This window comes from Epibacterium sp. ABZ3_068 (assembly GCF_056159265.1).
This window is the reverse complement of record NZ_JBSWUV010000001.1, coordinates 179,547-194,612: the sequence shown is the minus strand read 5'-3', so window position 1 is coordinate 194,612 and position 15,066 is coordinate 179,547. Positions and strand designations below refer to the sequence as shown.

At 55.7% G+C, this 15,066-nt stretch carries 15 protein-coding genes and 1 tRNA gene; 15 read left to right on the top strand and 1 reads right to left on the bottom strand.

What is annotated here, in order from left to right; all coding sequences use genetic code 11:
• Positions 1-31: 31 nt before the first annotated feature.
• The 13 genes from ACXAEW_RS00960 to ACXAEW_RS00900 all read left to right on the top strand — a co-directional run bounded on the left by ACXAEW_RS00960 (position 32) and on the right by ACXAEW_RS00900 (position 12,747).
• Positions 32-727 carry an HAD family hydrolase gene (locus ACXAEW_RS00960; protein WP_474939525.1) on the top strand — a complete coding sequence of 232 codons (696 nt, stop codon included), beginning with the start codon at positions 32-34 and terminating at the stop codon, positions 725-727.
• Positions 728-942: 215 nt separating this feature from the next.
• A complete protein-coding gene (locus tag ACXAEW_RS00955; protein WP_474939524.1) occupies positions 943-1,530 on the top strand; it encodes a heme NO-binding domain-containing protein in 588 nt (195 codons plus the stop codon).
• A complete protein-coding gene (locus ACXAEW_RS00950; protein ID WP_474939523.1) occupies positions 1,527-2,525 on the top strand; it encodes a diguanylate cyclase domain-containing protein in 999 nt (332 codons plus the stop codon). Before ACXAEW_RS00955 ends, ACXAEW_RS00950 begins: the two co-directional genes overlap by 4 nt.
• 361 nt (positions 2,526-2,886) lie before the next feature.
• A complete protein-coding gene (locus ACXAEW_RS00945; RefSeq protein ID WP_474939522.1) occupies positions 2,887-3,936 on the top strand; it encodes a TRAP transporter substrate-binding protein in 1,050 nt (349 codons plus the stop codon).
• A gap of 63 nt (positions 3,937-3,999) precedes the next feature.
• Positions 4,000-4,584 carry a TRAP transporter small permease gene (locus ACXAEW_RS00940; protein ID WP_474939521.1) on the top strand — a complete coding sequence of 195 codons (585 nt, stop codon included), beginning with the start codon at positions 4,000-4,002 and terminating at the stop codon, positions 4,582-4,584.
• Positions 4,581-5,897, top strand: coding sequence for a TRAP transporter large permease (locus ACXAEW_RS00935; protein ID WP_474939520.1), 1,317 nt, complete (start codon positions 4,581-4,583; stop codon positions 5,895-5,897). Before ACXAEW_RS00940 ends, ACXAEW_RS00935 begins: the two co-directional genes overlap by 4 nt.
• Positions 5,898-5,989: 92 nt before the next feature.
• The gene (locus tag ACXAEW_RS00930; protein ID WP_474939519.1) at positions 5,990-6,754 is read left to right on the top strand and encodes an SDR family NAD(P)-dependent oxidoreductase; all 765 of its coding nucleotides are present in this window, start codon (positions 5,990-5,992) and stop codon (positions 6,752-6,754) included.
• 12 nt (positions 6,755-6,766) lie between these two features.
• Positions 6,767-7,534 (top strand): crotonase/enoyl-CoA hydratase family protein, encoded by a 768-nt coding sequence (locus ACXAEW_RS00925; RefSeq protein WP_474939518.1) that lies wholly within the window; start codon positions 6,767-6,769, stop codon positions 7,532-7,534.
• A gap of 4 nt (positions 7,535-7,538) precedes the next feature.
• On the top strand, positions 7,539-8,021 hold the full coding sequence (locus tag ACXAEW_RS00920; RefSeq protein ID WP_474939517.1) for a MarR family winged helix-turn-helix transcriptional regulator: 483 nt from the start codon (positions 7,539-7,541) through the stop codon (positions 8,019-8,021).
• Between the two features lie 3 nt (positions 8,022-8,024).
• On the top strand, positions 8,025-9,845 hold the full coding sequence (locus ACXAEW_RS00915) for a feruloyl-CoA synthase (RefSeq protein WP_474939516.1): 1,821 nt from the start codon (positions 8,025-8,027) through the stop codon (positions 9,843-9,845).
• Between the two features lie 11 nt (positions 9,846-9,856).
• Positions 9,857-10,729: an amidohydrolase family protein gene (locus tag ACXAEW_RS00910; protein ID WP_474939515.1), complete on the top strand. Its 873-nt coding sequence runs from the start codon at positions 9,857-9,859 to the stop codon at positions 10,727-10,729.
• On the top strand, positions 10,730-11,194 hold the full coding sequence (locus ACXAEW_RS00905) for a DUF3237 domain-containing protein (RefSeq protein ID WP_474939514.1): 465 nt from the start codon (positions 10,730-10,732) through the stop codon (positions 11,192-11,194). It abuts the gene before it with no gap.
• Between the two features lie 2 nt (positions 11,195-11,196).
• On the top strand, positions 11,197-12,747 hold the full coding sequence (locus tag ACXAEW_RS00900; protein WP_474939513.1) for an acyl-CoA dehydrogenase family protein: 1,551 nt from the start codon (positions 11,197-11,199) through the stop codon (positions 12,745-12,747).
• A gap of 142 nt (positions 12,748-12,889) precedes the next feature.
• On the opposite strand, the gene ACXAEW_RS00895 is transcribed toward ACXAEW_RS00900, so the two are convergent.
• Positions 12,890-12,964 (bottom strand) — tRNA-Glu (locus ACXAEW_RS00895).
• Positions 12,965-13,336: 372 nt separating this feature from the next.
• Between ACXAEW_RS00895 and ACXAEW_RS00890 the strand changes: the two genes are divergently transcribed.
• Positions 13,337-14,002 carry a helix-turn-helix domain-containing protein gene (locus tag ACXAEW_RS00890; RefSeq protein ID WP_474939512.1) on the top strand — a complete coding sequence of 222 codons (666 nt, stop codon included), beginning with the start codon at positions 13,337-13,339 and terminating at the stop codon, positions 14,000-14,002.
• Positions 14,003-14,175: 173 nt separating this feature from the next.
• Positions 14,176-15,066: a class II glutamine amidotransferase gene (locus ACXAEW_RS00885; RefSeq protein ID WP_474939511.1), complete on the top strand. Its 891-nt coding sequence runs from the start codon at positions 14,176-14,178 to the stop codon at positions 15,064-15,066.

The following is a 15,066-nucleotide window of genomic DNA, read 5'->3' as shown; positions in this document are numbered from 1 at the left end:
CAGACCACTGTGGGATACAACAGGAGAAATCATGTCATTTGAAGCGGTTTTATTTGACAAGGACGGTACGCTTTTTGATTTCTCGGCCACGTGGAACAGCTGGTCTGAAGGCATAATCCGAACCTTGTCTGGCGGTGTTGACGAACGCGCCCATCAACTGGCTGATGCGATCGGTTTTGACCTGGAAGAAGGGTGTTTTTTTCCGCACAGTTTGGCAGTTGCGGGAACCAACTCAGAAGTCGCTGCGGCTCTGTTGCCGCATTTGCCGGAGCGTGAACAAGGTGATCTGGAGCAGTTTCTAAGTCGCGAAGCGGCGCACGCGCCCCTGGTTCCGGCGGTTCCTCTTGTGTCACTCCTCGAGGAGCTTCGCGACTGCGGTTTTAAACTTGGTGTGATGACCAATGATTCCGAACATTCAGCAGTCACTCAATTGGAGCGTGCTGGGGTGCGGGGGCACTTCGACTTTATTGCGGGGTGCGACAGCGGGTATGGGGCAAAGCCGGATCCGGAACCGTTGCTTGCGTTTGCAAACAGCATAGATGTGAACCCCGCGCGCTGCATCATGGTCGGAGATAGCTTGCATGATCTGTTTGCTGGCAAGGCCGCAGGAATGACGACGATTGGCGTTTTGACCGGGACTGCAACGCGGGCGGATTTAATGCCTCATGCGGACTGCGTGTTAAATAATATTGGTGGAATTCCGAAATGGGTGCGACAGAATCGATAAACTTCCCCCTGTCGCTTTGGACGCGAATTCTCCATCCTGAAGCGTGACTGGAATGGGAATTCCAGTTCTTTTGTAACGATTTGCCTTGCTCTTGCCTCAGTTTCGGCAAGATGAGGCATTTTGATGTGTCATTAGATTACGGCAGGGTAATAAATTGGGCGTTTGTTAATAAAGGCCGGTCAATATTGGACCAATTAGTAGCAAGGGGCCAAGCAATGCATGGTCTGATCAACAAGGCAATTCAGGCGTTTGTCACTGATACCTACGGTGCGGATCGCTGGAAATCCGTTATGGACTTGGCTGGCCTCGGGTTTGTCGAATTTGAAGCCATGTTGATCTACCCTGATGACCAGTCGTTTAAAGTCTTGGAGGCTATGGAAACGGTGCTGGACCGACCGTTGGCCGAAATGTTGGAAGATATGGGGACCTTCCTTGTTTCCAATCCGCAGGCGGAAGCCCTGCGTCGGCTGCTGCGCTTTGGTGGCGTGGACTATGTTGAGTTCCTGTATTCTTTGGATGATCTTCCTGATCGTGCGCGACTTGCCGTTTCCGACCTGCATTTGCCGGCCCTTGAATTGGTGGAGCAGGGTCCCGGACAATTCGAGCTGATCTGCGCCCAGGGCTTGCCTGGTTTCGCAAATGTTATGATGGGAATTTTGCGCGCAATGGCGGATGATTACGGTGATCTGGTTATTTTGGATCATGCGGGCGTCCGGGAGGGCGCCGATATTATCGCCGTAACCCATGTTGAATCGCAGTTTGCCGAAGGACGCTCCTTTAGCCTGGGAGCCCACAGCCTATGATGTCTTTCCAACAGTTCGCCAAGTTTTCCGACGAGATCTGCCCAATGCATGTCATGATTGATGCATCCGGTAAGATCACGTCTGTTGGTCCGACATTACGCAAGCTCCGTCCGGACTTCGCGTGGCTAGGGGAAGAGTTCTTTTCTGTCTTTTCGATTTCCCGTCCACGTTGGGTGCGCAGCGTTGACGACATGCTGCGTTCGGCGGGCGCAAAACTGCATATGAATTTTGCGTCCGAGCCGCAAACAGGTCTCAAGGGTGTGCTGGCCCCACTTCCTGGCGGCGGTGGTTTCTTGAATATGTCCTTTGGGATTTCGGTGCTGGAAGCTGTCCGGGATTACGATCTGACAAGTGCAGACTTTTCGCCTACGGATTTGACGATCGAAATGCTCTATTTGGTGGAGGCAAAATCGGCTGCAATGGAGGCATCCCGCCAGCTGAATATGCGCCTTCAGGGAGCGAAGATTGCCGCTGAAGAGCAGGCGTTTACCGATACGCTCACAGGTTTGAAGAACCGTCGGGCACTGGATCACGTTCTTGCGCGAATGGTGAGCAGCGGCGGTGAATTTGCCGTTATGCATGTGGATCTGGACTATTTTAAGCAGGTCAACGACAGCATGGGACATGCCGCCGGAGATGCTGTCTTGCAGCGGGTGGCCCAGGTTTTAGTTGAATGCACGCGCGATGCAGACACTGCCGTTCGCGTTGGCGGGGACGAATTTATCCTCTTGTTGGATGGCCTGACAGATGCGGACACATTGGAACGCATTGCCAGCCGTCTGATTGCCAAACTGGAGGAGCCGGTTCCGTTTGAGGGAAAGATGTGCCGCATATCGGCGAGCGTCGGCACGGCTTTGGCCAAGGAGGCAAAGCCACGTGATGCGGCAACTTTGATCCACCAGGCTGATCTAGCGCTTTACGCGGCAAAAAACGCAGGGCGCGGGCAGCATCTGTTTTATCAACCCGAAATGGAAATGGCGGGCTCGAACCTGTGATGGACCAGGCTATTTGCCGAGGCATGGATCCAATGTTACGGGCTCTTTTTTGACAAGCCGTTTCCATCTTGAGTGAACGCTTTTGCTTCCGAAGCACCCTTAAAACCCGGTTGAGGGGCAGATTCGTTATGTCTGTGACGTAGCGGGATCGGTCTTTCGATCGGTAGGGTTTTCAAATCATGCGCGTCTCCGATCATAAAAATAATTTTGCGAGCGCCGCTTAGTGATTTGAAATTAAGTGTAAAAATTTTCTAGACTTATTGGTTATGAAATATAACTATTGCATAACCAATGTTTAACCTGTGGCGCTGGAGAGAGGGCGGAACAGGTTTGGCAGGTGGGGTCATAGATGGAGGATCAAATGACCAAATTGCGTAGACAATTTATGAAGGCGGCAAGTGTCGCCGCTGTTTCGGCGCTGTCGCTGGGGGGTGCCGCAGGGGCTGCTCTGGCTGCCGATGTGACCTTGCGAATGCATCAGTTCTTGCCGGCGCAGGCGAATGTTCCCAAGAACATCCTGTATACTTGGGCGGACAAGATCGAAGCAGAATCCGGCGGGCGTATTGAAATCCAGCGCTTCCCGTCTATGCAGCTTGGAGGCAAGCCGCCCCAACTGATAGATCAGGCGATTGACGGAGTTGCCGATATCGTCTGGACCGTCTCAGGCTATACGCCGGGCCGCTTCCCGCGCGCAGAGGTGTTTGAGCTGCCATTCACCATGACAAATGCCGAGGCCGTGTCGCGTTCCTATTGGGAGCTGGCCGAAGAAACCATGATGGATCAGGACTTTAAACAGCTCAAGGTTCTGGGCTTGTGGGTTCATGGACCTGGTCTGATCCACTCCAAGAAGCCTATCCAGGAAGTAAGCGATCTGAATGGTGTAAAACTTCGGGCACCGACACGTGTGACCAACAAGCTGTTCAGCAGCCTTGGCGCGACTCCAGTGGGTATGCCTGTTCCAGCCGTTCCTGAAGCCTTGTCCAAGGGGGTGATTGATGCAACGGTTATCCCGTGGGAAGTGACCGGCGCGCTTAAGGTTGATGAGCTGGTCAGCAATCACACTACATTTGGCGATGATACGCTTTATACCACCACCTTTATCTTTGCGATGAACAAGGACCGCTGGAATGCGTTGCCGGACGATTTGAAGGCGATCATCGATGCAAACTCGGGTCTTGAGTTCTCGGCCTTTGCAGGTCGTCAGATGCAGCTTGATGACGCAGCCCCCATGGCTCAGGCCACAGATCGGGGGAATAACATCATCAACCTTCCTGCTGAAACAGTAGACAGCTGGAAAGCTGCCGCGCAATCCGTTGCGGATGAATGGGTGGCTGAGATGGACGGAAAAGGTCTTGACGGCTCCGGCCTGCGGGCACGTGCCGCAGAGTTGATCGCGAAAAACACAAAGTGATCTGACAAACCCTCGGGGGCCAAAGCTGGCACCCGAGGGCCAAGGCTCTTCTGGGAGGAAGACATGTTCAAAGTGGTGGACCGTTGTGCCCGCTTGATGGCGATCATCGGTGGGGTCGTGCTGACGGCGCTCATACTGCTGACCTGTGTAAGCGTCGTGGGACGGGGGCTAAATACGCTGGGTCACTCAGATCTTTTGAAGTCCTTGTCGGACGCAGTTGCAAACGCATTGATTGCATCCGGTGTCGGACCCGTTAACGGCGACTTCGAACTGGTTGAGGCGGGGGTTGCCTTTGCAATCTTCTCGTTTTTACCAATCTGCCAGCTGCGCAGTGCACATGCGGTTGTCGATGTGTTTACAAATGCTCTGCCAGGCAAAATTCAATCTGCGCTGACTGCCTTTTGGGAAGTTGTTCTTGCGGCAATTATCGTACTTATCGCATGGCGCCTTTTTGCAGGTATGCAAAGCAAGCTGGAATATGGTGATACCACCTTCCTTCTGCAGTTCCCCATATGGTGGGCCTACGCCGCGAGCCTTTTTGCAGCATCTGTGGCGGCTTTGGTCGCGGTCTATTGCGCGGTTGCGCGTGTTCTCAGCCTGTTGACCGGGCGTAAATTAATCCTGACTGCAACGGAGATGGGCCATTGAGTATGCTTGAACTGGGCTATGTGTCCTTTCCTGTTCTGTTGGGAATGATTTTCCTGCGCGCGCCGATTGGGTTGGCCATGTTCTTGTGCGGAATTGGCGGGCTGTATTTTGCGATGGGCGGGGCCAATATGTTCCTGGCCAAACTCAAGAGCGAAACCTACGGAACCTTTTCCAGCTATTCGCTGACCATTATTCCGATGTTCCTGTTGATGGGGCAGTTCGCAACGCTGTCCGGGATGTCGTCCGCCTTGTTCAAAGCCGCCGAAAGCTGGCTTGGACATCGAAAAGGTGGGGTTGCGATGGCTGCTGTCGGAGCCTGTGCCGGTTTTGGGGCGATTTGCGGATCGTCTTTGGCAACCGCCGCCACCATGAGCCGGGTCGCCTTGCCCGAGTTGCGCCGCTATGGATATTCAGGCGGCTTTTCGACGGCGACGCTTGCAGCCGGGGGGACGCTTGGCATTTTGATCCCACCGTCCGTGATCCTGGTGATTTATGCGATCCTGACCGAGCAAAACATCGCCAAACTGTTCCTGGCGGCCTTTGTGCCGGGACTGTTGGCCGCCCTTGGCTATATCATTACGATCTCTGTCTATGTACGCCTGTTTCCGGACGCAGCTGGGACCCGCGAGCCCGTGCCTTATGATGAACGGATCCGCGCGTTGCTGGATGTTTGGCCTGTCATTCTGGTCTTTGGTCTGGTGGTCGGTGGCATCTACCTTGGCTGGTTCACGCCCACCGAAGGCGCAGCCGTAGGGGCGGCAGGCACAGGTCTGATCGCGCTGGTGAAGGGTAATCTGACATGGAAGCTCTTCAAGGACAGCATTATTGCGACAGCCACAAGTACAGCGATGATCTTTTTCATCGTGCTGGGAGCGGGGCTTTACAACAGCTTTCTTGCGCTCAGCCAGGTGCCTCAGGAATTGTCAGCGTGGGTGGTCGGCCTTGGCCTGAGCCCCTGGATGGTTCTGACGCTGATCCTGTGTTTCTACTTGGTCTTTGGGTGTCTTATGGACAGCCTGTCGATGATCCTTCTGACCATTCCGATTTTCTTTCCGGTGATCAGCGCATTGGATTTCGGCATGCCGGCCGAGCATGTGGCAATCTGGTTCGGCATCCTCGTTCTGATCGTGGTGGAGGTTGGTCTGATAACGCCACCCGTGGGGATGAACCTGTTCATTATCAATGCGATGGAACGTACGACACCAATGGTTCAAACCTACAAGGCGGTTATGTGGTTCGTAACCTCGGACATTCTGCGGGTGATCATTCTGGTACTGTTCCCGGCCATCACATTATTTCTGATCCCGGGGTAGAACCCGGGGTCACCTGACACCAGCGCAATGCGCTTGTCTAATTAAGTATGAGGCATAACAATGTGTAACGATATCTATTGGAAGGGTGAAACATGGACGTAACGGGACAAGTTGCCCTGGTCACCGGCGCTGGCAGTGGGCTGGGGGCCGCGACCGCCCGCCATTTGGCAAAACAGGGCGCAAAGGTTGCAGTGCTCGATTTCAATATGGATGCGGCGAAAACTGTCGCGTCCGAAATTGACGGAGTGGCTGTGCAGGCGGATGTTGCTGATGAGGCAGCTGTGAATGCGGCCTTTGATGCGGCTGAAGCTGCTTTGGGGGGCAATCCCCGTATCGTGGTGAATTGCGCAGGCGTGGGGCTGGCAGCCCGGATTGTCGGACGTGAAGGAAAGCTATCGTTCGACGTGTTTGAAAAGACGCTAAAAGTGAACCTCTTTGGAACCTACAATGTCATGAGCCACGGTGCGCGTCGTATGGCGGAGCTTGACCCGCTTGCGGATGGTGAACGTGGAGTTGTTATCAATACGGCTTCGGTGGCGTTTGAGGACGGACAGCTCGGCCAGTCGGCCTATGCGGCGTCAAAAGGGGCAATTGCGTCGATGTGTCTGCCTGCTGCGCGCGAATTTGCCCAGCTTGGAATTCGCGTTGTTGCCATCGCGCCGGGGCTGTTCCACACGCCTATGATGGAAGGTCTGCCCGAAGAGGTAACCCAGAAAATCACCGCAAATATCCCATTTCCTGCGCGCCTTGGGTACCCGCATGAATATGCGCTTTTGGCAGAGCAGATCGTGACCAATCCGTTCCTCAATGGAACCACAATCCGGCTGGACGGCGCTGTGCGCCTGCCGCCGCGCTAAGGGAGTGCGCAGATGAGCGAACCCATTTTGAAGATCCACCAGGATGGCCCCATTGCCACGCTGACCATGAACCGTCCCGGTAAGCGCAATGCAATGTGCGAAGAGCTTTTGGTGGCCTTGGATGCATTCTTTTCCGCACCGCCCAAGGATATTCGCGTTGTGATCCTGACCGGGGTTGAGGGGCACTTCTGTTCCGGGCTGGACCTGTCTGAACATGTCAGCCGCTCTGCCGAAGACAACCTGTATCACTCGCGCCACTGGCATGCGGTGATGGACAAGATCCGTTTTGGCGGATTGGTTGTTGTCTCTGCCATGTTCGGAGCAGTGATCGGCGGTGGGCTGGAACTGGCTGCCGCCTGCCACGTACGGATTGCCGAGCGTTCAACGATCTTCCAACTGCCTGAAGGTCGCCGTGGTATCTTTGTGGGCGGTGGTGCCACTGCCAATGTCGGGCGCCTCCTCGGGGCGGACCGCATGACCGAAATGATGCTCACCGGTCGCAAATACAATGCGGATGAGGGCTTGGCCCTTTGCCTGACCCACTATTCGGTGGGAGACGGGGAAGCGCTGCCTTTGGCCTTGGAGCTCGCCGGAAAGATATCCCGCAATGCGCCGCTGTCGAACTATCTGACGATCCAGTCGATCTCCCGGATTAACGATATGTCTCGCAGCGACGGGTTGTTTACGGAATCTCTTGCTGCAGCGCTTTCTCAGACGACGCCTGATGCCGAGGAGGGCCTGCGGGCCTTCCTGGAAAAGCGCGCACCCAAATTCCGGTAACCTCATGGCACATTCAAAACCAGAGGCTAAGGACGGTATCGAGGTGACACGGGTCAGTGACGCAACTTTGCGCAACTTCATTGGCTATCACATGAAGCGCGCGTTCAACGTGGTTCAGGACGACTTGGCGCGGACGTTAAAGCCATTTGACCTGAGGATGCTGACCTACACGGCATTGGTTCTGATTGTGGACAATCCTGGTTTGCGGCAATCGCAATTGGCAGACGCCATGGACGTTGAACGACCCAATCTTGTGGTTCTGTTGGACGAATTGGAACGGCGTGAACTGATTGTTCGCGACCGCGTGCCGACCGACCGGCGGGCTTATGCTCTCAACGCGACGCTGGCCGGTCGGCAGCTTTATGAACAGGCAGTAGCAGCCGTCACTGAGCACGAAAAGCAGCTGCTGCAGGGCATCGAACCGGGCGCGCGAGACGCGCTTATTGCCATGATGCGGCAGATCGAGAAAGGCCCAAGGGAGGGATAACTCATGAAACGCACTGGAGAATTCTGTCGCCACTCGGTCAAACGCGAAGACCGAGTGGACGGTACCATATTGCTTCGTTCCAACCATAAATTGGGGCAGGTGGCTGAAAAGACGGGGGCGTGGCTCCATCATTGGGCCGTCGCTGCACCCGATCGGACCTTTTTGGCAGAACGCAGTGGTGCAGGGTGGCGCGAGGAGAGCTACTCTGACACGTTGGGGAAAGTGCGCGCCGTGGCGCAGTCACTTCTGGCGCGTGGGATGGGGCCGGATACACCTATCCTGATCATGTCCGGCAACGGCGTGGATCACGGTATCCTGTCCTTGGCCGCGCAATATGTCGGGGTGCCGACCACACCGGTCGCCGAGCAATATTCCTTGATCCACGGGGCGCACGGTCGTCTGCGCCATGCGATTGAAGTGATCCAACCGCGCATGGCTTATGTCGTGGATGCGGACCAATATGGCGAAGCGCTCGCTCTGGAGGCGCTGGAGGGGATCGAAATCGTTGCCAGCCGGACAGGCAGCAATGCGTCCGTCACAGCTTTTGATGATCTCCTCAAAGGTGATACGGGCGTCGATCTTGAGGGGGCCTATGCCAAGGTCACCGCAGATACCGTGGCCAAGATTTTGATGACCAGTGGTTCGACCTCGGCACCCAAAGGGGTTCTGACGACACAGCGGATGATGTGCGTCAACCAGACACAAATCGCAGATGCCCTGCCGTTTCTGCGCACCCGGCCGCCACGCGTGGTGGATTGGCTTCCGTGGAACCACGTTTTTGGGGGCTCTCATAATTTCAATATGATGCTGGCCAATGGCGGAAGCTTCTATATCGACGACGGCAAACCCGTCAAAGGTCTGTTTGATCGCACGATTGAAAACCTGTCGATGGTCACCGGCTCGCTGTGTTTCAACGTTCCAGTTGGTTTCTCCATGCTGCTGGGCGCATTGCAGTCTGACAAATCCCTTTGCCAGCGCTTCTTCGAGGATCTGGACCTGATTTTCTATGCCGGTGCGTCTTTGCCGCAGGATGTCTGGCAAGGGTTTGAGCACATGGCGGTTGAGGTCAAGGGCGAGATCCCGTTGATGACGTCCTCCTGGGGGCTGACCGAGACCGCGCCTGCGACCATGATGCAGCAAGAGCCGATTGAACGGTCCGGCGTGGTTGGGGTTCCGCTGAATGGTGTCGAGGTCAAGTTGATCCCGGATGAGGACATGCGCTGCGAGGTGCGCGTGAAGGGGCCGAACATCATGCCCGGATACTTCAACGAGCCTCAGAAAACGGCGGATGCCTTTGACGATGAGGGGTATTTCATAACCGGTGACGCGATGGTCTTTATCGACCCGGAGGACATCAACAAGGGGATGAAGTTTGACGGGCGCATCTCTGAGGACTTCAAACTTTTGACCGGGACCTGGGTCCGGGCGGCGCAGTTGCGTCTGGATATGCTGGCCTGTCTGGCGCCACTTGCACAGGATCTGGTGATCACCGGCGCGGATCGCAATCAGATCGGCGTGATGATTTTTCCGAATGTCGCAGAGCTTACAAAGGCTGGATATGAGCTGGTTGACAACAATGGGGCCTATCGCTGCGATCTTCTGAACGGAGAGATCCACCGCCGTCTGGCCGAACGTGCGCGTGAAATTTCCGGCAGTTCATCGCTGATTTCGCGCGCCATTGTCGTGAGCGAGCCAGCCTCGATGGCCGAAGGGGAAATGACTGCCAAAGGCAATCTGAATTTCCGTAAGGTGCTAACGCGCCGAAAAGACCTTCTGGAGCGGCTCTATAGCGACGCCGATCCTTCTGTTGTGACCCTTAAATAGGAGTTGGACCCATGGTTGATATTTCCAAAGTCCGCGCAATTGATATCCATACCCACGCCGAGGAACCGTGCGGTTGCCATGCTGATGACGGCTATGACGAGCTGCAGGCGACAATGGCCAATTACTTTGGCGCCCCCTGGCAGCACCCGCCGACAATTCCGCAGACAGCGCAGCATTACCGCGAACAGAACATTGCCGCGGTGATTTTTCCGGTCGATGCGGAGCGGGAGACAGGATACCGGCGTTATGCCAATGAAGAGGTGGCAGAGCTGGCGGCTGAAAACGATGATGTCCTGATCCCCTTTGCGTCGATCGACCCGCATAAGGGTAAGATGGGTGTGCGCGAAGCGCGCCGTCTGATGAAAGATTTCGGTATCAAAGGGTTCAAGTTCCACCCGACCATGCAGGGGTTTTATCCCAATGATCGCATGGCTTACGGGCTCTACGAGGCGATTGCCGAAGAGGGCGGAATTGCGTTGTTTCACACCGGGCAAACCGGCGTTGGGTCGGGCATGCCAGGTGGCAACGGGATGCGCCTGAAATACTCAAACCCGATGTATATGGATGATGTTGCGGTGGACTTCCCGGAGATGAAAATCATCCTCGCCCATCCATCTTTCCCCTGGCAGGAAGAGGCGCTGGCTGTGGCGACCCACAAGCCCAACGTCTATATCGACCTGTCCGGATGGTCGCCCAAATACTTCCCGGAAATCCTGGTGAAATACTGCAACACCATGCTCAAGAAGAAAGTGCTCTTTGGCTCTGACTGGCCGATGATAACACCGGAACGCTGGCTTGCAGATTTTGAGAAGATCGCGATCAAGGACGAGCTGCGCCCTGATATTATCAAGGGCAACGCCGCGCGGCTCCTTGGGTTTGAGTAAATGCAGATACCGGTTCCTGCTCTGACCCACTCCTTTACGCTCAGCGTGTCGCTTTCCACCGCACTCGAGCTGGGGCAGGGCCGGTCGGGCCAGCGGCGGATCATCCCGATTGTGGGTGGTTCGGCGCTTGGTCCGGATATCAGGGGACGCGTTCTCAATCTGGGAGCGGACTGGCAAACGATCTTGGCTGATGGCACTGCCCATTTGGATACCCGCTATGCTGTGGAAACAGAGGATGGCGCGGTGATCGAGATTGTGAATGTCGGTACCCGATATGGGCCACCAGATGTGCTGGATCGCCTTGCCTCTGGAGAAGACGTCGACCCGAGCCAATATTACATGCGCACCGCAGCCCGTCTGGAAACCGGTGCAGAACAATATTCCTGGGTGAACCATCGCCTGTTTGTTTGCGCGGGGCTGCGTCGCGCAAACGCAGTGGACATTGCCTATTACAAAGTGGACTGATCATGACACCGTTCAAAGCACCGCTGGATGATATTCTGTTTTCTCTGAACCATGTGGCCGAGGCGACCAGCCTGCCGGATTGGGATGCCGAATTCGGAGGTGAGATTGCTGGCCATTTCGCCAGTTTTGTCGAAGGTGAAATAGCCCCCCTGGATGAGCCCGGCGATCAGCAGGGGTGTCGTCTGGAAGAGGGGCGCGTGGTTATGCCGGACGGTTTTGCAAAGGTATACAAGGACTTTGCCGAACAGGGATGGGCGGGGCTGACCGCACCCGAGGAATACGGCGGACAGGGGCTTGGAGCCCTGATGCTTGCTGCAACTTCTGAGATCTTCTCGGGCGCGAACCACAGTCTTCAGATGGTGACGGGGCTGGTTCCAGGGGCGATCCGCACGATCCTGCGTTTTGGCAGCGACGATCAGAAAGCCCGCCATATCCCGCCACTGGTGTCGGGTGAAACCCTCGCAACCATGTGTCTGACAGAGCCTGGTGCCGGCTCGGATTTGTCGCGTGTCCGCTGTCGTGCCTCCCAGGTCAGCAGCAGCTGGCAGATTACCGGAGAGAAGATCTTTATCTCCGGTGGCGATCAGGACATGAGCGACCGTATCCTGCATCTGGTGCTTGCGCGGACGTCGGATGACGGGATCAAAGGGCTCTCGCTGTTCTTGTGTCCATGCACCCGGACAGATGGCACGCGCAATGCGATCTCTGTCACCCGGATCGAAGAGAAGATGGGCCTGCATGCCTCGCCGACGTGCCAGATGGCGTTTGACGGGGCGCAGGCCGAGCTGATCGGTGCAGAGGGCAAGGGCCTTGCTGCGATGTTCACCATGATGAACCATGCCCGTGCTGATGTAGCGCTGCAAGGTGTGGCCCATGCGGCGCGTGCCTATGACATCGCCAGCACCTATGCGTCAGAGCGCAAGCAGGGCCGGGGAGCAGATGGCGCAGAGGTCACGCTGGATCAACACGCTGACGTGCGCCGGATGCTGGATGAGATCGACACGCTTGCCCTTGGTGGGCGTGCCATGGCGCATCTTGCGTTTGTGGCGATGGAGCGCGGAGATGCGCCTGATCTGGTTGAATTCCTCACACCTGTGGCCAAGGTTTATTGCACAGAGGCCGGAATGCGTGGGGCCGAACTCGGGATGCAGGTTCTGGGAGGCTATGGCTACCTGCGTGAATATCGGGTGGAACAGACCTATCGTGACGCACGGATCACGGCGATTTATGAAGGGGCCAACGGAATCCATGAACGCGCCCTTGCAACACGGCTTGCGAACAAGGCGCCAGGTGATGCCTTTGATGCCTTTTTGACCGAGGAAGCGCAGAAGGGTCGTGATGCCAGCATTGAGGCCGTGCAGGCAGAATGGCGTCAAGCCCGGAGTGCGTTGGCCGCGTCCGCAGACCCTTCGACATTGGCGCATTCGTTTATGCGGGTCACGATTTCAGCGTTGTTGGCCTGTCTTTGGGGGCGCATCCAAGCGCAAGCGGACTGCCACCCGGACAGCGCTCGCATCAATCGTTTGTGTGAGTTCGTATCGCCATCACGATAAGCGCATTTACCAAAACCTATCATGAAGAAGAGTGAGCCAGCACAGTTTGGCTCGCTCCGCAGAGTTTTGGGGTAATCTGAATACACTAAGTCAATCCCAAGACCGGGTCTGATATGTCTTGATGGAGATGTGCCTGGAAAAGTGGCAGCCCGTAGGGGAATCGAACCCCTCTTTCCAGGTTGAAAACCTGGCGTCCTAACCGATAGACGAACGGGCCACTCTTGGTGTGAGGGGGTGTTTAATCACTACACCGGCCGGGCGCAAGAGGAATTTTACGGAAAATATGAAAAAAACCGGAAAACCCGGTGGCGCGTCTAGGTTGTTGAAAAATATGTGAGTTTCCATTTCTATGCTTGCCACGGCGGTGCTGGACGTTGGCATTGCCGCGTCGCAAAGGGTCGATGGTTAGACCTCGCGTCGGTGGGCAACTGTGCAATTGGCGGCGTTGGAAAAAGCTACCGCCTTAAATCCTTGGGGCCCCGTTTCAGGATTGATTGTTGCACTGATCCCGAACTGCCCGGATACTTGACCCCCAAAAAGCCTGTGGCGGACGTCTCGGGATAACAATACCAAATGGACATGAATAGACATGACTGAAACGCGTGCCGAGCAGACGGATGTGGTACCAAATAGGACGAAACTCTCTCAGGATCCTCATGCGGTTCGAGAGGTGCGTGAAAAAAACCTCGAAGTTGCGATCGGTCGTCAAGTGAGAGAACTGCGGAAGCGGCAACGTTTAACCGGGGCCGAGCTGGCTGCGCAGGCGGGCGTGTCCATTGGAATGCTGTCAAAAATCGAAAACGGAGTTATTTCTCCATCGCTTACAACGTTGCAGGTTCTGGCGAACGCGTTGCGTGTTCCGATTTTACAGCTCTTTTCAGGGTACGAAGAGACGCGAGGTGCAATGCATGTCAAGGCCGGGGAAGGCGTAGAGACCGAGCGCGCGGGCACACGAGCAGGCCACCAATATCATTTGCTTGGGCATATCGGTTCCAACACCACCGGCGTTGTTGTGGAGCCTTATTTGATCTCACTTACCGATTCCAGTGACCGGTTTCCGACCTTCCAGCATGAGGGAATGGAACTCTTGTACATGCTTGAAGGCAGCGTTGATTACCGGCACGGGGATCAGATGTATCGTCTGGAGCCTGGCGACAGCCTGCTGTTTGACGCGGACGCCCCCCATGGCCCGGCTGAATTGATTGATCTGCCTGCCAAATTTCTCTCGATTATCAGCTACCCGCAAAAAAAATAATCAAACGCTTCATCGAAGTCGCATGAACCGCCCAAGAATTAAGCGTTCTGGGCGGTTTTTTTTGTGCGGCGGGCTCATTTGATCTTGGGGGAGTGAAATTTATTGAAAGGAAATCAATTTTCCTGTTAGTCAATTCACGACGACACCTAAGTCAAAGTTAAACGGAGAGAACTATGTGTGGTATCGTAGGGCTGTTCCTGAAAAAGGACGAGCTGCGCCCCCGCCTGGGGGACTTGCTGACAGATATGCTGATCACGATGACAGATCGTGGTCCTGACAGCGCAGGTATTGCAATTTATGGCGACACGATTGATGGCCAGACCAAGATCACGATCCAATCCGATACGCCGGACGTTGATTTTGAGGGGCTCGATCTGGCCCTGGGATCGGCGATTGATGCGCCAGTTACACTCAAAGCCATCAGCACCCATGCGGTTCTGACCCTGCCGGAAGGCAAGGAAGGTGCTGCAATAGAGGCGCTGGAAGCAAAGGGCCTGCGCATTATGGGCTCTGGTCAGTCGATGGAAATCTTCAAAGAGGTTGGGCTGCCCAAGGATGTCGCAGAGCGCTTTGGCCTGCGAAATATGGGGGGCAGTCATGGCATCGGTCACACACGTATGGCAACGGAATCCGCTGTGACCACTCTCGGCGCACACCCGTTTTCCACAGCAGAGGACCAATGTCTTGTCCACAACGGCTCACTTTCGAACCACAATCAGATGCGTCGGGTTCTTGCCAAAAAGGGCGTCATGACCCGTACCGAAAATGACACCGAAGTTGGCGCGGCCTATATCTCTTCGCGCATCGCCGAAGGGGCCTCTCTCGGTAAGGCACTGGAAGGCACTCTGGAGGATCTGGACGGGTTCTTCACTTTTGTGACCGGAACCAAGGACGGCTTTGGAGTTGTACGCGACCCGATTGCCTGCAAACCGGCTGTTATGGCCGAGACCGAAGACTATGTGGCCTTTGCTTCCGAGTATCGCGCGTTTGCGGATCTGCCGGGGATCGAGGCTGCCAAGGTTTGGGAGCCGGAACCCGCAACTGTTTATTTCTGGGAGCGCTAA